General features: G+C 50.4%; 22 protein-coding genes. 17 read left to right on the forward strand and 5 right to left on the reverse strand.

Annotated features, from left to right (window positions below; all coding sequences use genetic code 11):
* Positions 1 to 4 precede the first annotated feature (4 nt).
* Entirely contained in the window at positions 5 to 1,186 is a 1,182-nt protein-coding gene (locus ACO0LF_RS10005; protein WP_423013968.1) for an FAD-dependent monooxygenase, read from the forward strand.
* A 10-nt stretch (positions 1,187 to 1,196) separates the two neighbouring features.
* Here ACO0LF_RS10005 and ACO0LF_RS10010 read toward each other — a convergent pair whose 3' ends face one another.
* Complete coding sequence (locus tag ACO0LF_RS10010; RefSeq protein WP_423013969.1) at positions 1,197 to 1,958, reverse strand: hypothetical protein; 762 nt, start codon at positions 1,956 to 1,958, stop codon at positions 1,197 to 1,199.
* A 242-nt stretch (positions 1,959 to 2,200) separates the two neighbouring features.
* On the opposite strand from ACO0LF_RS10010, the gene ACO0LF_RS10015 reads away from it, so the two are divergent.
* From ACO0LF_RS10015 to ACO0LF_RS10025, 3 genes are all read left to right on the forward strand, one after another.
* A complete protein-coding gene (locus ACO0LF_RS10015) occupies positions 2,201 to 3,478 on the forward strand; it encodes a sensor histidine kinase (RefSeq protein ID WP_423013970.1) in 1,278 nt (425 codons plus the stop codon).
* Positions 3,475 to 4,113, forward strand: a complete 639-nt coding sequence (locus ACO0LF_RS10020; protein WP_423013971.1) for a response regulator — start codon at positions 3,475 to 3,477, stop codon at positions 4,111 to 4,113. Before ACO0LF_RS10015 ends, ACO0LF_RS10020 begins: the two co-directional genes overlap by 4 nt.
* 75 nt (positions 4,114 to 4,188) lie before the next feature.
* Positions 4,189 to 4,893 (forward strand): MipA/OmpV family protein, encoded by a 705-nt coding sequence (locus tag ACO0LF_RS10025; RefSeq protein ID WP_423013972.1) that lies wholly within the window; start codon positions 4,189 to 4,191, stop codon positions 4,891 to 4,893.
* Positions 4,894 to 4,975: 82 nt separating this feature from the next.
* On the opposite strand, the gene ACO0LF_RS10030 is transcribed toward ACO0LF_RS10025, so the two are convergent.
* Together ACO0LF_RS10030 and ACO0LF_RS10035 are read right to left on the reverse strand one after the other, a co-directional pair.
* Complete coding sequence (locus tag ACO0LF_RS10030) at positions 4,976 to 5,560, reverse strand: outer membrane beta-barrel protein (RefSeq protein WP_423013973.1); 585 nt, start codon at positions 5,558 to 5,560, stop codon at positions 4,976 to 4,978.
* 348 nt (positions 5,561 to 5,908) lie between these two features.
* Positions 5,909 to 7,213 (reverse strand): MFS transporter, encoded by a 1,305-nt coding sequence (locus tag ACO0LF_RS10035; RefSeq protein ID WP_423014217.1) that lies wholly within the window; start codon positions 7,211 to 7,213, stop codon positions 5,909 to 5,911.
* 202 nt (positions 7,214 to 7,415) lie between these two features.
* Between ACO0LF_RS10035 and cyoA the strand changes: the two genes are divergently transcribed.
* From cyoA to ACO0LF_RS10090, 11 genes are all read left to right on the forward strand, one after another.
* Positions 7,416 to 8,492, forward strand: coding sequence for a ubiquinol oxidase subunit II (gene cyoA / locus ACO0LF_RS10040; RefSeq protein WP_423013974.1), 1,077 nt, complete (start codon positions 7,416 to 7,418; stop codon positions 8,490 to 8,492).
* Positions 8,492 to 10,498, forward strand: a complete 2,007-nt coding sequence (gene cyoB, locus ACO0LF_RS10045) for a cytochrome o ubiquinol oxidase subunit I (protein WP_423014218.1) — start codon at positions 8,492 to 8,494, stop codon at positions 10,496 to 10,498. The genes cyoA and cyoB overlap by 1 nt, the downstream gene beginning before the upstream one ends.
* On the forward strand, positions 10,491 to 11,156 hold the full coding sequence (gene cyoC, locus ACO0LF_RS10050) for a cytochrome o ubiquinol oxidase subunit III (RefSeq protein WP_423013975.1): 666 nt from the start codon (positions 10,491 to 10,493) through the stop codon (positions 11,154 to 11,156). The genes cyoB and cyoC overlap by 8 nt, the downstream gene beginning before the upstream one ends.
* Positions 11,153 to 11,722 (forward strand): cytochrome o ubiquinol oxidase subunit IV, encoded by a 570-nt coding sequence (gene cyoD, locus ACO0LF_RS10055; RefSeq protein ID WP_423013976.1) that lies wholly within the window; start codon positions 11,153 to 11,155, stop codon positions 11,720 to 11,722. The genes cyoC and cyoD overlap by 4 nt, the downstream gene beginning before the upstream one ends.
* 17 nt (positions 11,723 to 11,739) lie before the next feature.
* Positions 11,740 to 12,597 (forward strand): SURF1 family protein, encoded by an 858-nt coding sequence (locus ACO0LF_RS10060; protein ID WP_423013977.1) that lies wholly within the window; start codon positions 11,740 to 11,742, stop codon positions 12,595 to 12,597.
* A gap of 122 nt (positions 12,598 to 12,719) precedes the next feature.
* Entirely contained in the window at positions 12,720 to 14,033 is a 1,314-nt protein-coding gene (locus ACO0LF_RS10065; protein ID WP_423014219.1) for an ATP-binding protein, read from the forward strand.
* Positions 14,034 to 14,241: 208 nt separating this feature from the next.
* On the forward strand, positions 14,242 to 14,778 hold the full coding sequence (locus ACO0LF_RS10070; protein ID WP_423013978.1) for a response regulator transcription factor: 537 nt from the start codon (positions 14,242 to 14,244) through the stop codon (positions 14,776 to 14,778).
* Between the two features lie 113 nt (positions 14,779 to 14,891).
* Positions 14,892 to 15,104 carry a hypothetical protein gene (locus ACO0LF_RS10075; RefSeq protein ID WP_423013979.1) on the forward strand — a complete coding sequence of 71 codons (213 nt, stop codon included), beginning with the start codon at positions 14,892 to 14,894 and terminating at the stop codon, positions 15,102 to 15,104.
* 201 nt (positions 15,105 to 15,305) lie between these two features.
* A complete protein-coding gene (locus tag ACO0LF_RS10080) occupies positions 15,306 to 15,923 on the forward strand; it encodes a LysE family translocator (protein WP_423013980.1) in 618 nt (205 codons plus the stop codon).
* Between the two features lie 220 nt (positions 15,924 to 16,143).
* A complete protein-coding gene (locus ACO0LF_RS10085) occupies positions 16,144 to 17,283 on the forward strand; it encodes an HD-GYP domain-containing protein (protein WP_423013981.1) in 1,140 nt (379 codons plus the stop codon).
* Complete coding sequence (locus ACO0LF_RS10090; RefSeq protein ID WP_423013982.1) at positions 17,270 to 18,172, forward strand: response regulator; 903 nt, start codon at positions 17,270 to 17,272, stop codon at positions 18,170 to 18,172. The genes ACO0LF_RS10085 and ACO0LF_RS10090 overlap by 14 nt, the downstream gene beginning before the upstream one ends.
* Positions 18,173 to 18,178: 6 nt before the next feature.
* Here ACO0LF_RS10090 and ACO0LF_RS10095 read toward each other — a convergent pair whose 3' ends face one another.
* Positions 18,179 to 18,634 carry an Lrp/AsnC family transcriptional regulator gene (locus ACO0LF_RS10095; protein ID WP_162057814.1) on the reverse strand — a complete coding sequence of 152 codons (456 nt, stop codon included), beginning with the start codon at positions 18,632 to 18,634 and terminating at the stop codon, positions 18,179 to 18,181.
* Positions 18,635 to 19,101: 467 nt separating this feature from the next.
* On the opposite strand from ACO0LF_RS10095, the gene ACO0LF_RS10100 reads away from it, so the two are divergent.
* Positions 19,102 to 20,181 carry an ornithine cyclodeaminase gene (locus ACO0LF_RS10100; protein WP_423013983.1) on the forward strand — a complete coding sequence of 360 codons (1,080 nt, stop codon included), beginning with the start codon at positions 19,102 to 19,104 and terminating at the stop codon, positions 20,179 to 20,181.
* Between the two features lie 34 nt (positions 20,182 to 20,215).
* Positions 20,216 to 21,127 carry an arginase gene (gene rocF / locus ACO0LF_RS10105; protein WP_423013984.1) on the forward strand — a complete coding sequence of 304 codons (912 nt, stop codon included), beginning with the start codon at positions 20,216 to 20,218 and terminating at the stop codon, positions 21,125 to 21,127.
* Between the two features lie 62 nt (positions 21,128 to 21,189).
* Here the strand turns inward: rocF and ACO0LF_RS10110 are convergent, their stop codons facing one another.
* Positions 21,190 to 21,981 carry a tetratricopeptide repeat protein gene (locus tag ACO0LF_RS10110; protein ID WP_423013985.1) on the reverse strand — a complete coding sequence of 264 codons (792 nt, stop codon included), beginning with the start codon at positions 21,979 to 21,981 and terminating at the stop codon, positions 21,190 to 21,192.
* Positions 21,982 to 22,115: the final 134 nt, after the last annotated feature.

Genomic DNA, 22,115 nt, shown 5'->3' on the forward strand with positions numbered 1-22,115 from the left:
AAACATGACTCACACTCTCAATGATGTCGATATCGCGATTTGTGGCGCAGGCCCGGTAGGGCAGGCGCTGGCTTTGTTGTTGCAACAACAGGGTTACCCAACTGAGCGCATTGCACTTTACGATGCCAAGACCGCTGAGCAGGCAGCACATGATGCACGCTCTATTGCTATTTCCTATGGCAGCAGGCAAATCCTGCAGGCCGCTGGTGCCTGGCCTGTCAAGGCAACTGCCATCCAGGAAATCCATGTTTCACGTCGTGGCCATTTTGGCCGCAGCCTGATGCGGGCAGCTGATTATGCAGTGCCTGACCTGGGTTATGTAGCCCGCTATGGTGACATCATACGGCCACTACAGGCAGCGATAGACTGTAATGGCATACGCATACAAAGGCCGCTAAGCGTGACCACTCTGGAAGAAGCCACTGACCATGTGCGCCTGACACTGCGCCATGCAGACACAGGGGAAATCAGCCATGTCAGTGCCAGCATCGTCATACAGGCGGAAGGTGGCACTTTTGGCGATCAGGAGCAACGCAGCCAGCGCCATGATTACCAGCAAACCGCCATCATCGCCCATGTCAATAGCGATGCCCAGATCGCCGGGCGCGCCTTTGAGCGCTTCACTGAACAAGGCCCGCTGGCTTTGTTGCCGCAGGAAGATGGTTATGCCCTGGTCTGGTGTGTACGCCCTGAGCAGGCAGAACACTTGCTGGCACTGGATGAGCAGCAATTCAGGCTGGCCCTGCAAACTGCCTTTGGCCATCGTCTAGGCAACTTCATCAAGACCTCGGCGCGTGTATCTTATCCCTTGGGCCTGAATGCACAGGCACATGCCACTGCCCGCACAGTCGCCATCGGCAACGCCGCGCAAACCCTGCACCCGGTCGCAGGACAAGGTCTGAACCTGGGTTTGCGTGACAGCCTGGTATTGGCCCGTGCACTGACGAGGCACTCGCATGACGCTGCCAGCAGCGACACTGCGGCCGCCTTGCAAACCTATCTGGCTGAACGTCAGGCCGACAGAAAACTGACCATACGCCTCACTGATAGCATGGCGCGTGTATTTGCCAGCAGCCCCGATGGCTCATTCAGCCAGGCATTGCTGGGCCTGGGCCTGGGTGCGCTGGATATGCTCAAGCCAGCAAAACGCATGCTGGCAGAACAGATGATGTTTGGCTGGCGCTGAAGCCACACTGCTAATCGTACAATGTCCCTATGGCCAGCGGCTTGCTGGTCGCCATGATTTTCCCCAGCGCTGGCCAGTCAGAAAATTTGTAGACAGCTACCCTGTACTTGCCCATGGAGTCATCTTCAAATGGCGAAGCTTCACTGACTGGCAAGTCACGTACCAGTTGTGCGGCATCCTTGAAAGTGATGGCGATCTTGGTGTCACTCTTACTATCACTCTTGTTATCACTGAGTGCATAGACAAATTTGATGCCCGCACATTTCTTGCCTATCAGCCGGATGCGATAACCCGATTCACGCTGGGCGCTGAGCAATTGTTCGCAGGCTGAACGCAGTTCTACAACATCATAAATACTATCTTCGCGCTCCTTGATCGAATAGCGCCCGCTGAAGTAAAACTGCCCTTGCGGGCGATTCAGGCGCAAGACTGCATCTTCATCATAAGCTGTCTTAAGTAGGGGCAGACTGGCACGCCCCAGGGCATCGACAGCAATATCGAGCCTGGTTTTTTCTCCTACCAGTTGTAGCTGCAAACCAGTCATGGGGATATCCCTGGCATTTGGCAATGGACGTAGCTGCATATGTGCCTGTATCAAGGGCCTGGTCCGTGTATAAGTCGCGAAGAAGCTAAAGGCCTTGTAGGCATGGCGATAACTACCCCATTCTGCATTGCGTAAAGCTGCAATTTCAACCTTTTGAAGTTCATTGTCATTTTCAGCCATCGTCCAGCAAGGCAAGAAAACCAGGAGTAGCAACAGAGATTGCTTCATGTATGAGAAACCGGAATAGCACTGAGGCAGAGCAGGCATTGTAGAGCATCCTCATTCGAACTACCCGCGCATAAAAGAGAATTTTTAAGAGAATTTTTGACCCATGACTTCTGGCACTCCCCCGTGGTCTAATGCTTAGCGTAAAATTGCGCCGGATTGCCTATAGCCCTGAATAGATGCTCAACTGCCATCAAAATTATCACTGAAACCGTCACTGCAACTTTCACTACTCCGGGCCCTCATTGAGAAATCTCATCCACCATATCCGCCGCAATCGCTACATCTTTGCGGGGATAGCCTTAAGCCTTTTCATTACAGGGCTGGAAAGCTTGCTATTGTGGCTGCGTGGTCCTCAAGTCGATGATATGCGCAGCCTGCTTGGACAATCAGTGATCTGGATAGCCGGGCAATTCACCAAGCCCCCCAGCCTGACCAGCGCAGGATCAGATAGAAACGATCTGATTTATCATCTGTTTTTTTACAGCTATACACTGCTGAGCCTGGGCTTTTCAGTCTTGCTATGGCTGGTTTGCAGAGGTGTCAATCTGTTATTGACAGACCAGCGAACCAAGTCCAGAGATACTGTACTACTGCTATTGCAGCTGCTTATCGCATGCAGCGTCAATTCAGCTTTTTTATATATAGTCGCTGCCGAGCTGGCTTGCATTTACCCGCTGAGGAAAAGCTTACTGTGGCTGCTGGCACAAATGCTGCTGCATGCTGGCATAGCTATCTGGTCTGCCTCTGCCATCATCAGCGCAAATGAAAATATGAAAATCTTCCTGCTGTATCAGGGTGCTGAGTTAGTCTTGCAAATCATGGTGTTTGCCGCCTGCCACGTCAGCATACTGGAGCGACGTGGCCGTTTGCAACTGGCCAAAACCAATGCAGAATTGCTGGCAACCCAATCCCTGTTGACAGAAACCGTGCGTGTCTCTGAACGCATGCGCATAGCCCGTGACTTACATGACATCGTTGGTCATCACCTGACTGCCTTGAACCTGCATCTGAACCTGGCTCTGCGGCAAACGGAAGAAGCAAGGCTGGAGTCCTTGAACTTGTCTTCAGAACTGGCCGGTAGTTTACTGGCAGAAGTCAGGGACATCGTAGGCAAGGAAAGGCGCGAACAAGACATAGATCTGCGCCATGCGCTGGAAAGCTTGTGCGCCGGTATTCCGCAGCCAGAAATACAGCTCAGTTTTACAGGTGCACTTAAGCTGCACACGCCTGCCAGTGCCCATACTTTGTTTTGCTGCATACAAGAAGCCATCAGCAATACCATGCGTCATTCGCTGGCCACCCACATGCGCATAAACCTCACGTCTATCGAAAGTGGGAAAACAATACAAGTCCTGATGCATGACAATGGCCAAGGCTGCCAGCAATTAAAAGAAGGCAATGGCTTGCAAGGCATGCGCGAAAGAATTGCTGAACTTGGCGGCAGCTTGCTCGCCATGAATCACCCGGAAGCTGGCTTCATGCTGAAGATCAATATACCCAATGAAAGGACACTGGCATGATCAAAGTGATCCTGGTCGACGACCAGATGCTGGTGCGCAGCGGCATACGTGGCCTGCTTAATCTGACGGATGACATCCGTGTCGTCGCAGAAGCTGCCAATGGTGAAGAGGCGGTTGCCATCATCCGCCAAACCCAGGCCGATGTGCTTTTGCTCGATGTACGCATGCCAGTATGCACAGGCATAGAATTATTACAAACCCAGACAGACTTGCCCCCCACCATACTGTTGACGACTTTTGACGATGACGATGTCTTGTTTGCTGGTATGCGGGCCGGTGCCAAGGGGTTTTTACTCAAGGATATTTCGCCGGAAAGACTGGCCGAGGGCATACGCCGTGTCGCGACGGGAGCCACCCTGTTCCGCCCCGCCTTGACAGAACGCACCCGCGCCTCCTACGAAAACCCGGGTACGGCCAAAGCCAGTGAAGACAAGCGCCTGCGTGACAGCCTCACAGAGCGTGAAATTGAAACCCTGGCCTTGATGGCAGCGGGTTTGAATAATCATGAAATTGCCACAGCACTGGGACTGGGAGAAGGCACCATCAAAAATCATGTGTCCAGCATCTTGTCCAAATTAGCTGTACGCGACCGCATGCGTGCCGCCTTGCGCGGCATAGAACTGGGCTGTATTTGATTAATATCTGACATCATGCTCAAGAAAAAATACTTACTACTGTTTTGCAGCAGTCTTTGTCATATGGTGCATGCGGTGCATGCACAAACACCCGACATGATGCCGGAAGGCTCTACCGACATAGACCTGGGCGTAGCGGCACTGATAGCCCCCAGCTATGAAGGAAGTGACAAGCAAAAATTTTACCTGGTGCCCTTTGCTTCGGTCGTCTGGAGCAATGGCGTTTTTCTCGCTCCAGGGGAAATCGGACTGCGCCTGCCCTCACCCCAGCATCTGCAATATGGCCCATTGCTGAGTTATGAATTGCAGCCCAAAAGCACAGATCGTAATGCATCTTCATCACTGGTATTTACTCCAGGTGCTTACTTCAATTATCGTTTCGACCATCAGCTTGGTTTTCGCTCGCGCCTGGATTATGGTGCAGGTAGCCTGCACCAGGGTATACGCCTGCATCTGGCAAGCTGGATCAGCATGCCTTTGGTACCACATCAGAGCCTGTCAGCAGAGGTGGGCCTGACACTCGCGAATCGGCGCTATATGCAATCCTATTTTGGTATCAGCCCTGAACAAACAATGAACAGCGGTTTACCCGCATATGCCGCTACAGCAGGTATCAAGAACACCTATCTGCAAGTGGGCTGGAATATGGAATTGAGCCCTAAATATGATTTCTCCACACGTCTCAGCATCAATCGATTGTGGGGCAGTGCTGCCAGCAGCCCTTTAACGACTAAAACGAATACGGTCAGCCTGATGAGCTCACTGACTTACCACTATTGAGCTGTGGACGTCGGACTACTTCCCGGTTTCATTGCAAGAGTTGGCGCCGCCTGCAACGAAATCCGGGTCCCAATTTAAACGATTAAAACCGGTAACGGATACCCGCCGAAAACCCATCCATATTGAACTTCAGGTTTTTTTCCTTGGCCGTGCCAAAATGTTCCAGCTCCAGCGTTAAATCAAGATTTTTGGTGAGCTTATAAGCAGTTCCTAAAGCGACATATAAATCCGCCTTGTCAGGGGAACTACTCAGTGCACGCAATCCGCCAGTTCCTGCAAAGCCGGTATTGGTATGGGTTGCACCCAGCTTGCCAAACAAAGACCAGTCCTCGCTCAACAACACGCTGCCCTTGACTGCGGCATACCAGGCATTCGCATGGCTGGTCAAGGTAGTGCCTGATCCGGGTATGGGATCTATCGTGGTCCTGCCAAAATTCTTATAACCGAGCTCCACACCCAGATTCTGGTTAGCATCATAGCCAACAAAAATCTTCATGGGTATGGCCTTGTCTTTACTCTTGAAATCATATTGCTTGCCAGCGTCAGTGAAATTAAGATTGCTGGAATAGCTATTGCTGATGCTGGCACCGACATACACATCCTGAGCATGGCTGGCATTGCTCAAGGCAGCAGCAAAAGCCAGGGATAAGCAGAAAATACGTTTCATTGATGAATCCTCTAAGATGAAAGAAAGATTTTTGCCGCGCTGGCGAAAATTTCTCTCACCAGGCATGATTGCAAAAACCAGGCTAGCTTAGGGGATAGACTTTGATATCAACAGTGCCAGAAGTCATGGTTGGACTGGCTGTTGTGGAATTTGAAATATTGATTTGCCGGGATTTTTTATATCTGAGGATATGTAAGAACGGCTTTAACCGCGAATGCCTTGCATAAACGGAAAGAACCGTTACTGCAAAACGATCGCGGCTAAAGCCGCTTCTATAAAATGACGGGATTTGCCTAAATCCCGTCTTTGAAAATGATGATACTCACTTAAGCAAAGATGAGCTGTCGACTAATTCCTGATTTCCAGAGCGCGATTCAGGCTCAGTGCCGCTATGGAGCATGCTGCGCCGGATAACAGGTAGAGACTGACATACTCCAGCCCGAAATGCGAGGACAGACCCAGCGCCACCAAAGGGGCAAAGCCAGCACCGACCAGCCATGCCAGATCAGATGTCAGAGCAGCGCCAGTGTAACGGTACTTGGGAGCAAAATTAGAAGTCACCGCACCCGATGCCTGACCATAGGATAAACCCAGGATGCCAAAGCCCAGCAGAATAAAGATATCCTGCCCCAGCTCACCACCATCGAGCAAGGCGGGCACGAATCCGCTCAGCACGGCAATCATCAATGCCAGTATGAATAGCATTTTGCGACGGCCTATACGGTCTGCAACCAGTCCTGAAATGATAATCCCCAGTATCATGAATACAGCGCCAAGCATCTGTATTTCCAGGAATTCAGTCAGAGACCGTTTAGAGTAAATCGTAATCCATGACAATGGGAACACCGTGACCAGATGAAACAGTGCGTAACTCGCCAAAGCGGCCAGCGCACCGATGAGCAGGTTACGGCCTTGTGAACGGGTCATTTCGATAATACTGGTTGGTTCCAGTTCACGTTCATCCAGCAAATGCTTGTATTCATTAGTAGAAACCAGGCGCAAGCGGGCAAACAAGGCCACCACGTTGATCGCAAAGGCGACATAGAAGGGATAACGCCAGCCCCATTCCAGGAAATCTTCAGTCGACAAATTGGCCAGCATATAGGCAAACAAGCCAGCCGCGATCATGAAGCCTACTGGCGCGCCCAGTTGACCCAGCATGGCATACCAGCCACGCTTGTTTTCCGGTGCATTCAAAGCAAGCAAGGACGGCAGCCCATCCCAGGAACCGCCCAGCGCAAAACCCTGCCCTATGCGCAGCAAAGACAAAAAGATGATGGAAGTGACACCCAGATGTGAATAAGTTGGCAGGAATGCAATGCCAGCAGTAGACGCACCCAATAACACCAGGGCGATGGTGAGCTTGGCTTCACGTCCCAGGTGTCTCTGGATTTCCATAAAGGCCACTGTGCCAAACGGACGTGCCAGGAAAGCAAATGAAAAAATCACGAAAGCATACAGCGTGCCTTCCAGTCTTTGTTCAAATGGAAAGAAAACCTGGGGGAAAACCAGCACTGAAGCCAGTGCGTAGACAAAAAAGTCGAAATATTCCGAGGCCCGTCCTATGACGACGCCTATGGCGATTTCGCCAGGGGCAATGGAGGAATGATCGGAATGATTGTTCTTGCTATTCCTGATTGCAGTATCTGCCATAGAGCTGGAGGGCAGTTCATTTTCACTGGTGCTGATGCTAGCCATGATGGTCCCTCATATTGTCTCAAAAATTATAGTCTGGCTCCTGTGCGATCGTCACTTTTGATGCTTATTTGAAAACTGGGACAAAACGTCCAATCGCCAAGGCCTTTTTGTAAGGGTACATTAGCACAAATTTCTATATCCATTGACCTATCTCAATATGATTCCCTTATTTGCTCGACGCGGATTTGCTGTTTTTTCTGCAATTTTGTTGGCGGGTTGCAACACGGTGGTAATGAATCCATCAGGCGATATCGCCGCCCAGCAAAGCCATTTGATCTGGGTATCTACCTTGCTCATGCTGCTGATCATCGTACCAGTGATCTTTTTGACCATACTGTTTGCCTGGCGTTACAGAAAAAATAATACCTCTGCAAAGTATGAACCAGACTGGGACCATTCCACTCAACTGGAGCTGGTGATCTGGGGTGCGCCCTTGCTGATTATCATTGCTCTGGGGCTCATCACCTGGATCAGCACACATACGCTGGACCCTTATCGCAAGTTGTCACGCCTGGATGAAAACCGCCCTCTTCCTGCCGATGCGAAGGTCCTCAACGTCGAGGTTGTCGCACTGGACTGGAAATGGCTGTTCATCTATCCAGACCTTGGCATTGCCACAGTCAATGAGCTGGCAGCACCCGTCGATGTGCCTGTGCGCTTCAAGATTACTGCATCGAATGTCATGAACTCCTTCTTCATTCCCGCACTGGCTGGTCAGATTTATGCCATGCCAGGCATGCAGACGACGCTCAATGCCGTGATTAACAAGCCGGGTGAATTCGATGGTTTTTCAGCCAACTATAGCGGTGCAGGTTTCTCTGGCATGCACTTCAAGTTCCATGGCATGAGCACGCAGAATTTTGAACAATGGGTACAGGCTGCCAAAGCCAAAACCCTGACACTGGACCGCAAGACTTATCAGCTACTGGAAAAGCCCAGCGAGCGTGAGCCGGTACGTCACTACGCCAGCGTCGATGCAGATTTATATCATGCCATCCTGAATCGCTGTGTAGCTGCGGGTGAAGTGTGCATGGACAAGATGATGATGAACGACGCCAAGGCAAATGCCAGAGCCTATGCCGCATCTGAAGCAAAACGCGATTTCACCAATTTATTCACGCAACGCCTGGCACAAGACAACGCAGCACGCATAGCACGCTTGTCCGCCACTCTGGACGCTGACATTTGCAAAACATCTCCAGAAGCATCTCCTCTTATCATCGGAAATAAATGATGCAAGACCATATCGATTTGACGAAGCTGATCTTCGGCCGTCTCTCATGGGAAGCGATTCCCTTTCATGAACCTATCCTGCTTGCGACCTTTGCCGCTGTCGCACTCGGTGGCATTGCGCTGCTTGGTGCGCTGACGTATTTCCGTGTCTGGGGCATGTTGTGGCGTGACTGGTTTACCAGTATCGATCACAAAAAGATAGGCATCATGTATGTGATTTTTGCCATAGTGATGCTGTTGCGCGGCTTTGCCGACGCCCTCATGATGCGACTGCAACAGGCAATCGCATTTGGTGATACTGCAGGTTTCTTGCCACCACATCACTATGACCAGATCTTTACCGCGCATGGCGTGATCATGATCTTTTTCGTGGCGATGCCGCTGGTGACTGGCCTGATGAACTATGTCGTGCCACTGCAAATCGGTGCGCGCGACGTGGCTTTTCCTTTCCTTAACAATTTCAGCTTCTGGATGACAGCCTTTGGCGGCGGCCTGGTGATGGTCTCGCTGTTCGTGGGTGAATTTGCCCGTACTGGCTGGCTGGCATATCCACCGCTGTCTGGCATCATGTCCAGCCCGGATGTGGGTGTTGATTACTATATCTGGTCATTGCAGATCGCCGGTGTCGGTACTTTACTGTCGGGTATCAACCTGATCGCCACCATCATTAAAATGCGCGCACCTGGCATGACGATGATGAAGATGCCGGTGTTTACCTGGACTGCACTGTGCACCAACGTACTCATCGTTGCAGCTTTCCCTGTATTGACTGCGGTATTGGGCATGCTGTCGCTCGATCGTATGTTCGGCACCAATTTCTTCACCAATGATCTGGGCGGCAACGCCATGATGTATGTGAACCTGATCTGGATCTGGGGTCATCCTGAGGTTTATATCCTGGTCTTGCCTGCGTTTGGTGTGTTTTCTGAAATCGTCTCGACCTTCTGTAGCAAGCGTTTGTTTGGCTATACCTCCATGGTATATGCAACCGTGGTGATTACGATTTTGTCTTACCTGGTATGGCTGCATCACTTCTTTACGATGGGGTCAGGCGCGAGTGTCAATTCATTCTTCGGCATTACGACCATGATTATCTCCATCCCTACCGGAGCGAAGATATTCAACTGGCTGTTCACGATGTACCGTGGCCGTATCCGCTTTGAATTGCCAATGCTGTGGACCATAGGTTTCATGATCACTTTCGTCATCGGTGGTATGACAGGTGTCTTGCTGGCCGTGCCGCCTGCTGACTTCGTTTTGCATAACAGTTTGTTCCTGATTGCCCACTTCCATAATGTCATTATCGGTGGTGTGCTGTTCGGTATGTTCGCAGGTATCAACTACTGGTTCCCTAAAGCTTTTGGCTACAAACTCGATGATTTCTGGGGTAAATGCTGCTTCTGGTTCTGGACCATAGGCTTCTATTTCGCTTTCATGCCTTTGTATGTACTGGGCCTGATGGGTATCACAAGACGCTTGAGCCATTTTGAAGATCCATCTCTGCAAATCTGGTTCCAGATCGCAGCTTTCGGTGCCGTCCTGATTGCCCTGGGTATTGCGTCTTTCATCATCCAGTTATATGTCAGCTTCAAGCGCCGCGCATCCCTGCGTGACTTTACGGGTGACCCATGGGGTGGCCGTACACTGGAATGGTCTACATCCTCGCCACCAGCGCCATATAACTTTGCCTTTACACCCAAGGTGTATGACAACGATGCCTGGGCTGATATGAAGAGCAATCAATACAGCAGGCCAACGGATGGTTTTGTACCTATACACATGCCCAAGAATACCGGTGCTGGCTTCATCATCGCCTTGCTGAGCGCGGCATGTGGCTTTGCTTTGATCTGGCAAATGTGGTTGCCAGCCATCCTCGGCTTTGTTGCCATGATGGCGGCCATCATCGTCCATACCTTTAATTACAAGCGCGATTACTATATCCCTGTTGCCGATGTGATCCGCACAGAAGATGAACGTACTCGCCTGCTAGGTGCCAGCCATGTCTAATACCGCAACTTTCCCCAACGAGGGCACGAACTTGAATACCGGTGCAGCTTCGCAGCCTGTCAAACATGTCAGCAGCGATTTCTATGTCAAGGAACACCATCCGGAAAACGGCACCCTGCTCGGCTTCTGGCTTTACCTGATGAGCGATTGCCTGATCTTCGCCTGCCTGTTTGCCACCTATGCGGTACTGGGTCGTAACTATGCAGGTGGCCCTACAGGCGCAGAATTATTTGACCTGCCGCTGGTTGCCATCAATACCTCCCTGCTGTTGTTATCTTCCATCACGTATGGCTTTGCCATGCTGGAAATGCAGCGCAAGCGCGTGAAAGCCACCTTGATCTGGCTGGCCATCACTGGCTTGCTGGGTGCCGGTTTTATCAGCCTGGAATTGTATGAATTTGCCCACCTGATACATGAAGGTGCAGGCCCACACCGCAGCGGCTTTTTGACGTCTTTCTTTGCGCTGGTTGGTACGCATGGCTTGCACGTGACTTTCGGTATTATCTGGCTGATTACCCTGATGTTCCAGATAGGTCGTCATGGCCTGACTCCTGAAAATGGCAGGCGACTGATGTGCCTGTCCATGTTCTGGCATTTCCTGGACGTGATCTGGATCGGTGTATTTACCTTTGTTTATTTGATGGGAGTCTTGCCATGAGCGCACACCAAGAACACATGGCGCATGGTCATGGCGATCATCATGATGGTCACCACGATGATCATCACGGCCACCATGACCACATGCACGCCAATCATGGCAGCCTGAAAGACTATGCAACAGGATTTATCCTGGCTGTGATTTTGACCGCTATCCCCTTCTGGCTGGTCATGGACAAAGTCATGAACAAATCAAGTACTACAGGCATAGTCCTGCTGGTATTTGCAGCAATACAGATCGTCGTGCACATGGTGTATTTCCTGCACATGAATAGCAAATCCGAAGGTGGCTGGACCATGCTGGCCCTGCTGTTCACAGGCATGCTGGTATTTATCATGATGAGTGGATCACTGTGGGTGATGTACCATTTGAATCACAATATGATGCCCGGCATGATGCATGAGATGGAAACAAAGCCGCAGTCCATCAATGCCGCACCCATGCCTATGTCCAGGCCTGCTGCGCAATTGACGCCGGCAGCAACATCAGACGTAGTACCGGCAGAGGTAGTACCAGCGTCCAGTACCGCAGCGGACGCTAGCAAGCCTATACCTTCCATGCAATGAATCAGCTGGAACCAGGAATGGCAAGCAAGGAGGCTGATCTGCCGTCAAACGCAGCTCAGCCTGAACACCCTTCTCGCCATTCCCGCTTATTCAGGCTAGCTTTCACTACCTGCATGCTGTTGATTTTTGCAGGCTTTATTTCACTGGGCACCTGGCAAGTACTGCGCCTCCAGTGGAAACTCGATCTGATAGAACGGGTTGATCAGCGTGTGCACGCAACGCCCGTGCCTGCGCCCGGCTTTCCAGCATGGTCACACATCACTGCAAGCGCGGACGAGTATCGCCATGTACAGGCTAGCGGTGTTTTTTTGCATGAGAAAACTATACTGGTCCTAGCATCCACAGAATTGGGTGGCGGCTTTTGGGTCATGACGCCCCTGGCGCTGGCAGACCAGACTGTCATCCTGGTCAACCGTGGGTTTATCCCGGAAAAAATGGCGGCATCTTACAGAGCATCATCAGAAAAAGATCGCCTCTCTACATCTGACACCAGCACCATCCAGGTCACTGGCCTGCTGCGTATGACAGAGCCCGGCGGAGGTTTTTTGAGGAAAAATGATGCAGCTGGCAATCGCTGGTATTCACGCGATGTGAGCGCCATTACAGCTGCAACTGGCTTGGCCAGATCAGCACCCTTCTTTATCGATGCCGATGCAAGCCCGGCAAACAATGCCCCCTATTCCCCCTATGCCCAGCAAAATGAGGCTTCAGCCAACGCCCCTGTGGCAGGCTTGACCGTGATTCATTTTCACAACAGCCATCTAATTTATGCCCTGGTCTGGTTCTCGCTGGCAGCCATGACGGCAGCAGCCTGGGCCTATGTCATGCGGGATAGAAAGAATGTCAGCGCAGCCAATACAGGAAACACAGCATAAACCAGGCTGGAATTGCCAATTTAACATATAGCCCATGATCTGTTAGCATGCACTAAAAAGCACAATAACGGGACATGGCAAGCATGATAAGAAAAATACTTCTTCATCGTATCGGGCAAGGAATAGTGGCAAAAACCGCAACAAAAACACCAGAAAAACAGTCTGCCATCGCGATAGAGTATGAGAACTCAGCGGGCCACAAGAATATGCTGCAACTCATACAGTTGCGCTGGCTCGCTGTGTTTGGTCAGTTATCCACCATACTCATCGTCATGTTTGGATTTGGCATACACCTGCCCTTATTCAAAATGCTGGTGGTGCTCATCTGCCTGATAGGTTTTAATATTGCCAGCCATTTACGCTGGCATGAACGCGTCTATGTGACCAATAGCGAACTGGTTTTTGCCTTGCTGATCGACGTATTCAGCCTGACCGCACAATTGTATTTTGGTGGTGGCACATCGAATCCCTTTGCTTTTCTGTATCTCCTGCAAGTGATCTTAAGCGCTGTCTTGCTGGAAGCCTGGTCTACCTGGATCATCGTCATCATCACCAGTATCTGCCTGGCTGGGCTATCACTGTTTTCTGAGCCTCTGCCGCTGCCACCCGGTGAAAACGGCGGGCTATCGCGTTTATATGTCAGTGGCTTTGTGATTTGCTTTATGCTCAATGCTGCCCTGCTGGTGTTCTTTATCACCCGCATAGGTCACAACCTGCATGCACGGGATGCCCAGCTGGCCGATCTGCACCAGCGCTCAGTCGAAGAAGATCATATCGTGCGCATGGGTTTGCTGGCTTCTGGCGCAGCGCACGAATTGGGTACGCCACTGGCGACGCTCTCGGTCATCCTGGGTGACTGGCGACGCATGCCTGAGTTCAAGAAAAACCCCGAGCTGCTGGAAGAAATCAGTGAAATGGAAACGCAACTACAGCGCTGCAAAAGCATAGTCAGCGGCATCCTGCTATCTGCCGGGGAAGCGCGTGGCGAATCTGCTGTCAAAACCACGATCAATACCTTCCTGAATGATCTGACCAAAGAATTCATGTCTACCCGGACCATCGTGTTCTTTGCTTTCGATAATCTGATCAAAGAAGATATTCCCATCGTCTTTGATACCGCGCTCAAGCAAATGGTTTGCAACGTGCTTGATAATGCGCTGGAAGCCTCCCCGGACTGGCTAAGCATGGAAGCCAGGCATCAAGGCGAGTCATTGATATTTACCATCATCGATCGTGGGCCGGGTTTCGATCCAGACATCCTGGCGCGCATGGGAGAACCTTATCAGTCAACCAAGGGTCGCCCTGGCAGCGGACTGGGCTTGTTTTTTGTCGTCAACGTGGCGCGCAAGCTGGGTGGTCATATCACAGTATCCAATCGCGATGAGGGTGGGGCCATCGTACAATTGAGCCTGCCACTGTCGGCGATCATGCTTTAGGAAGCGCTGATTAAGCTATACGCGCCGCAATTTTGAGCCTGCGATGCTCGTTGTATAGTTGTAGCAAGCGCGTCCGGGTTGTCAATGCGTCAAACTAACAAAGACTTTACAATGTCACAAGAGCTGCTCAAAAGCTGCATAAGAGTTGAAATAGCAGCTCTGCTGCGCCTCATCGAAATACAGTGTTAACTTCAGGAATTTGTTCACTATGCCAGAAAATCGTCTGCTACTCATTATCGAAGACGATACTGCTTTTGCCCGTACACTGGGCCGTTCGTTTGAGCGGCGCGGTTACACTGTCTTACATGCAAGCAGCAAGGAAGATGCTGAAAAACTATTAACAGCTCATATGCCAGCTTACGCTGTGGTTGATTTGAAGTTGAATGGCCACTCATCCGGCCTGGCCTGCGTACAGCTTTTGCATCAACACAATCCCGACATGTTGATCGTGGTACTCACAGGATTTGCCAGTATTGCAACTGCGGTCGAAGCGGTCAAACTGGGTGCTTGCCAATACCTGTCTAAACCCTCCAACACCGATGATATTGAAGCTGCCTTTGGCCATATCGCCGGTACGGCAGAGGTAGAAATTACCAATCGCTCCACTTCCATCAAAAATCTGGAATGGGAAAGAATCCACGAAGTATTGGCCGAAACCGACTTTAATATTTCTGAAACAGCGCGCAGACTAGGCATGCATAGACGCACGCTGGCACGCAAGCTGGAAAAACAAAGAATTAAATAAATTGCCCCTATATTTTTAACAACAAAACAATAGGGGCTGTCAGAGGAAAATCAGTAAATACCAGCTTCACCAGGATTACTCTATAATCCGCCCTTCAATTGAAAGGAAACACCATGAAAATGCGCATCAAAAGACGTCATCTGAATTTTGGACGTATGTACAACCACCAACTGGCTGCTGTGCTGGAAGCTGCATTTGAAGAATTCAGAAGCAATTTCAGTGAGCAAGGTGCATCCATGGCCGATTCCATAGATGCCTTGCAAGATCTGGGTGCCAGCTATCGCAACTTCAAGAAATTTGCCCTGCGCTTCGCCAAGGCACATTAATCTTCGCGTCATCAAATAAGCGCCATTCCCCCGTAGGAGCGGCTTCAGCCGCGAACAAACTGTGCAAACATTCCAGAATTGTTCGCGACTAAAGCCGCTCCTACCCTCCCCCCTGCCCTGCCTGTTGCGCAAAAATCTGTATCTTTTTTGCGGCATTGTTCGAGAGTAGCATTTTCTCTCCTTGCATAAACAGAGCCTCCCATGAAACTGTATCCCTTATTCCTGCTGATGGCCGCAGCCACCGTATTCAGCCCCGGTCCTGGTGTGGTCATGACACTGACAAATGCCTCGCGTTATGGCATGCGTGGTACTTTTGGAGGTATCCTGGGTATTGCTTTTGGTGCACTGATCGTTGCGGCAATTTCTGCTACCAGTGTGGGTGTCATTCTGGCGGCGTCCGCCACTGCATTTACCGTACTCAAGCTGCTGGGCGCGGCTTACCTGATCTTCCTGGGCATCAAACTCTGGCGTGCCCCGGCATTTCGTTTCACTGAAGGCAATGCGCATGAAGCGAGTTTCAAGAAGCGTTTCCTGGAAGGTCTGTCTTTGCAAATAACCAATCCCAAGGCAATTTTTTTCTTCTTGTCGATTTTCCCGCAATTCATTGATCCTGGCATGAGCTATGGCTTGCAGTTTGCTGTACTGGTCATGACTTATAGTAGCCTGATTGTCGTCATCCATAGCAGCTACGCAATTTTCGCCCACCGTGCCAAGTCCTGGCTGACTTCAGAAAAAGGTGGTTCGTCCATGAATAAAATCGGAGCCGTCACCTTTGTATTTTTCGGTTGTGCTCTGGCGGGTGCCAGGCGCACGGTATAAATCCCGCTGCCCATCACGACATTGCTGTGCAGTGCACAAGTGCGGCACAGCAACAGAGTCCCCTCTTCTTGACATTTGATAACAAGTACTACTGATGATTTCTGCTAGCATCAGGGATGCACATGGCATCGATAGAAATGAGATGCCTTGCGGATAAAGCCAGTTACTGGCAAAACAGCATGGTTTGTTTCTCCCGCATCACTCACCTGCAGAGGTAGGCATGTCAACCAGACGCATAGGGATGTCTGACATCGTCATAGGGCAAGCCTTGCCTTGGGATGTGTATGGCAGTGATGGCAGTCTCTTATTGCGCAAGGGTTTTATAGTCACCAATGCCGGTCAGGTATCGGCCCTGGTAGAACGCGGACTGTTCGCCGATACCGGCAAATCTGAAGCCAGCCAGCGCGATGGCAAAACAGTAGAAAAAGCCAGCGAAGCCCCCTCCGTCGTGCGTACCATCAATACCGTGCGTACAGAATTACGCAGGCTGGTCTACAACCTCAGCACGGAAGCAGATGTGCCAGCCCAACTGATTTCCTTGACCAAGAAAATGGGTGCTGCGGTTTTCATGGCCCCGGATGTAGCCCTGGGTTGCATCCTTTTGAACCAGGATGATAATTACGGCCCACGCCATTCTGTCGATACCGCAGTCGTTTCCTTGCTGATCGCCCGCACCCTGAAAAAACCTGCCGATGAAATGCTCTTGCTGGCCGCTGCTGCGCTGACCATGAATGTCGCCATGCTGAGACAGCAAGAGAAGCTGCAAGAAAAAAGTGAAACCCTGAATGCGGCAGAACAGGAATTGATTTCCCAGCACCCGGAAGCAGGCGTCAGCATGCTGCGTGCTGCCGGTGTGGATAATGAAGACTGGCTGTCCTGGGTTTTGCATCATCATGAAAGTGAAGATGGCAGTGGCTATCCCGCCAGGAAAACCAGTGCTGATATCCCGCAAAATGCCAAGATCATTTCACTGGCTGACCGTTATTGTGCGCGTGTCTGCGCCCGCAGCTACCGCAAGTCCATGCTGCCCAATGCAGCCTTGCGCGATATCCTGGTAGAAGGCAAGACCAAGATAGATCCCATGCTGGTCACTGTCTTCATCAAGGAACTGGGCACTTATCCCATAGGCACTTTCGTCAGGCTGGAGAGTGGTGAAACTGCCGTCGTGACAGGCAAAGGTGAGACCACGACTACACCTTTTGTACATGCCTTGCTGGGCCCACGTGGCACGCCTCTTTCCATGCCGCTCAAGCGCGACACCCAAAAGCCCCTGATGGCCATACGCGAGGTCTTGCATCGCGATCAGGTACCCATCAAGTTCACCATGCGCCATCTATGGGGTGATATTGCCAGATTATGACACGCAGGCTGACACCAGCATGGCTGGCCAGCCTCTCACTCACGAGCAACAACTAGCGATCATCATGAACAACGATTTCCCTGAGTCTGCCCAAGCTGGTAGCGACGAAAGTTTTGAAGACTTGAACAGATCCGACTATCGCAGCCTGGTTTATTTGTATTTTTCCGATGCTGATGCGGCATTACAATTGGCGACGACGCTGGAAATGTATCATCACGAAGTAGTCTGTTTTGAAGAGGCAGATGAGTTGCAATCTGCCATTCTGGTCAGATTACCGCAAGCCCTGGTGGTTGATGTGGATAGCCCGGCGGGTCAGGCCACGAGAAAGAAAATGGGTAACCGTATTATTAGTAATTTCCCCATTATTTACGTTTCAGCCATCGATGATTTCATGCAAAGGCTGGCGGCGGTCAGGGAAGGCGCAGCAGCTTATTTTCTAAAACCCCTGGATGTCGAAGCCCTGAGTGCCAAGATAGATGAAAAAATCGCCAAGAACGAAGTGCTGGCCTACCGCATCCTGGTCGTGGATGATGATGAAATGCTGGCCAGTTATTACGATGCCATACTCAGCAGCGCAGGCATGCATGTGAAAGCAATCAACGACCCAAGCGAAATTCTTGATGCCCTGAAAAAATTCAAGCCTGAGCTGGTGCTGACAGACTTGAATATGCCGGTCTGCAATGGCCTGGAAATGGCGCAGATCATACGGCAAAACAATCGCTACCTTGATATCCCTATCGTCTTTCTATCGACAGAAATAGAAAAGGAAATGGTCGCCATAGAAACCGGCGCGGATGACTTTCTAGGCAAACCCATAGACCCGGAAAAACTGATTGCTACGATAGCCAGTCGGGCAGAACGTTACCGCAATCTGCGCAAGAAAAGATAGGTTGGTTCAATCTATGGGCAGACCACTGACTGGCTTGATTTCTTCCATGCATATCATGGACCGTAAAGAGGCAACGCCTGGCACCTGCATCAGGGTATCCGTCAGGAATTGTGACAGGCTTTTCAAATCACTAGCAACGACTTTTAGTATGTAATCAAAGTCGCCAGAGATGGTGTGGCATTCTATGATTTCTGGGAAAGCCTTCAATTGCCGCTCTACCTCACGCACATTGCGAAACTGCTCCCGATCCAGTGACAAATTGACAAAAGCCATCACCCCCAGGCCCAGCGCTTCTGGCGCAACCTGCGCTACATAGGCACGTATCACCCCTTTTTCTTCCAGTGTCCTGACTCTGCGCAGGGTTTGTGGTGCCGACAAATGTATACGCTCGGCCAAGCTTAAATTACTCATGCGTCCGTCTTGTTGCAAATGGCGCAAGATGCTGCGGTCATACACGTCCATTTTCATCTCCCGATTTCATCCTGGTTTTCAGGATATTTTGTCATTTTCGTTAAATGAGAAATTTAAACACATTATTTAATTAAATATGAAACTTAATTTCTATTTACATGAAATTTACATCTTATTTAGCAATCTATTTCTTTGCCCGGCTGGCTACAATGGTTAACAGAATACATAGCACAACAGGTGCGCAAGAGCCTGATGCGAAATGGGTCTGGTGGATTTCAGCAAGCTTTGCCCTTCTCGCAAGGAGCAACTTAGAAGTCTCGCAACATCAGGAAAACCAGGGTGATTTCGCAATAGCCTCTCAAATGTGTTCCCGCAAGTCCTTTTGGACTTACGCAAAATTGTCCCAGCAAGGCGTAGCGACGAAGACAGTCTTTAGTACGCGGCTCCTAGGAGAAGCGCTGCAACGCAGCTGGGGCGGTTTTGCGAAAGTCCAACTTTAAAAACATACGGAGAACAACATGGTGACCTTCATCGGCACAAAAGAACTGCAAAATCACTTGAAAAAGACCAGGCTGGAAGATGCCATTGCGCGTCTGGCTGGCATGATCAAGGAAGATTATTTGCGCTGGCATTCATTCGACAAATCAGCAAGGGTAGCTAACCATTCAGACGTGGGTGTCATAGAACTGATGCCTATCTCTGACGGTAGCCAATACTCCTTCAAATACGTCAATGGTCACCCAAAAAACACCCAGGCTGGTTTGTTGACGGTAACTGCCTTTGGCGTACTGGCTGATGTAAATACCGGCTATCCTCGCCTGTTATCAGAACTGACACTGACAACCGCCATACGCACTGCCGCCACTTCCGCCCTGGCGGCTACCTATATGGCCAGACCAGATAGCCGTGTCATGGCATTGATAGGCAATGGTGCGCAAAGTGAGTTCCAGGCAGTAGCCTTTCATGCCATGCTGGGCATCAAGGAGTTGCGTGTATATGACATAGACCCTGCAGCAACTGACAAATTAATTCATAATTTGCGTATGTATCCAGAATTACGCGTGATACGCGCCAATTCCACTGCCGAGGCAGTCAAGGGCGCGGACATCGTGACCACGGTGACAGCAGACAAAACCAATGCCATCATACTGACCCCGGACATGATAGAACCGGGCATGCATATCAATGGCGTAGGCGGTGATTGCCCAGGCAAGACAGAATTGCATGCAGATATTTTAAGTAAGGCACACGTGGTGGTGGAATATGAACCACAATCGCGTATAGAAGGCGAATTGCAGCAAATGCCGGCGGACTTCAAGGTAACCGAGTTGTGGACTATCCTGGCAGGCAATGCCACTGGTCGCAGTAATGCAGAGCAAGTGACGGTATTTGATTCTGTAGGTTTTGCGCTGGAAGATTTTTCTGCCATGCGTTATCTGGAAAAATATGTCATGCAGGCCAATTCACCGGTACTGGATCTGATACCTGAAATGATGAACCCGAAAGACCTGTTTGGTATGGGAATGGCAGCAACAAGCACAAATGTTGCCAGCCCTGCCCGTAGCAATACAGAATGTGCAGTACCAATAAACGCCTGAAGTCTATCCTGACAGGGCATTACACTAGAAACGAATGAAAACCATTTCCTTAATTGGAGCGCCTACCGATGTAGGCGCAAGCGTCAGAGGCGCGGGCATGGGGCCCGACGCATTACGTGTGGCTGGCCTGAACGAGGCATTAACGGCACGCGGCTTGAAAGTCATCGACCATGGCAATTTGCATGGTCCTGCCAATCCCTGGGAACAACCAGTGAATGGCCTGCGCCACCTGAAAGAGGCGATAGACTGGAACCAGGCCGTGTATGATGCCGTCGACAAGGCCTTGCGAGATGGCCACATGCCCATGATGCTCGGTGGTGATCATTGTCTGGCGATAGGTTCCATCAGTGCGGTGGCAGCACATTGCCGCCGCGTTGGCAAGAAGCTGCGCGTACTGTGGTTTGATGCGCATGCCGACAGTAATCTATCGACTATCAGCCCTAGCGGTAATATCCACGGCATGCCGGTCGCCTGCCTCATGGGTCACGGTCCTAAAGAGCTGATCAACTATAGCGGCCAGACGCCCGCTATACAACCGACTGACATCCGCCTGATAGGCATACGCAGTGTCGATGATGGCGAGCGTAAGTTCATCCATGAAATGGGTATGCAGGTATTCGACATGCGTTATATCGATGAATACGGTATGCGCAATGTCATGTCTTCAGTGCTGGCCAATCTCGATAGCAATACCCATTTGCATGTGAGTTTTGATCTGGATTGTCTGGACCCGGGCATCGCCCCTGGAGTAGGCACTGCCGTACTCGGCGGCCCCAGCTACCGCGAAGCACAATTGTGCATGGAAATGGTGGCAGACACCGGCTTGATGGCTTCACTGGATGTAGTGGAACTCAACCCCGCCCTGGATGTGCGCAACCAGACTGCGGTACTGGCAGTAGATCTGATAGAAAGCCTGTTCGGCAAATCCACCCTGGTCAGGATGTAAGAAGGTAATTTTTTACAAACGACTCACAACAAGAAAAAACGCATGGCAAGCCATGCGTTTTTTTATTTCCTGGATGGTGCTGAGGAAGTTCTTGCTGTAGAAACATATGCCAGCCCTTTCAGACTCTCAGCCGCAATTTCGTTTTGCATCCGATCACTTTCCACTTTTCTTTTTTGAGCATCAGCCACGATAAATTCTTCTGTCGTCTGTTTCCAGGCACGCTGTTTTTGATCGATGTCTACCGCAATCTTGCTTGCATCGCTGGAAATGGCTGTGTACTTCTTATCCATCAAGGCAGTCGCTTGAGCAACTTCAGCATCATTCATCAAGACACTGACGCTTTTTGGAATCGCTGCACCAGCTGGCAAGGATAAATTAAAATTGCTGACAAAGCGGTTATAGCAAGCATGCCATGCATCAACACTGGCACTGATGGTCTTGATTTCTTCTATGGTTTTTGAAACGGCAGGGATACTTGGCTGTACGCAATTAAATTTGCTAAGACTGACATCGCGACCATCAAAACCTGTCGTGTAATAACTGATTTCGGCAGCCTTGACCTGACGTTCCTGTATTACAGCCTGGAATTGTTGCGCTTTCTTTTGCCCATTGTCTGCAGCTTTTTTGAACCACAAGCCCGCAGTATTTACATCAGCCTCTACACCGTCACCAAACCAGTAGATTTCACCCAGCATTTCCTGTGCGTCAGGATTACCGGACTGTGCCAGTTTGCTGTAAAGCTGTATGGCCCGGGAATAATCCTTGTTAGCATAAAAGCGGGCTGCGTCACTCATATCATCCGCATAAGCCGCGAACGAAGCTAGTAATAATAGGATAGGCAATTTCTTCATCATCAGTCTCCATTGGATTTTGCGTCAGACTCATACCAAACACCAATAAACATAATAGCAATAAAATTAATTTATTACCATTTACTTGTTATTATTTTTTATAGCAAGTTCAATCATTTATTTTTCAGGCTTGGCAG

It is taken from the genome of Undibacterium sp. Di27W, from assembly GCF_049340345.1.
In the GTDB taxonomy this organism is placed as follows: Bacteria; Pseudomonadota; Gammaproteobacteria; order Burkholderiales; family Burkholderiaceae_D; genus Undibacterium.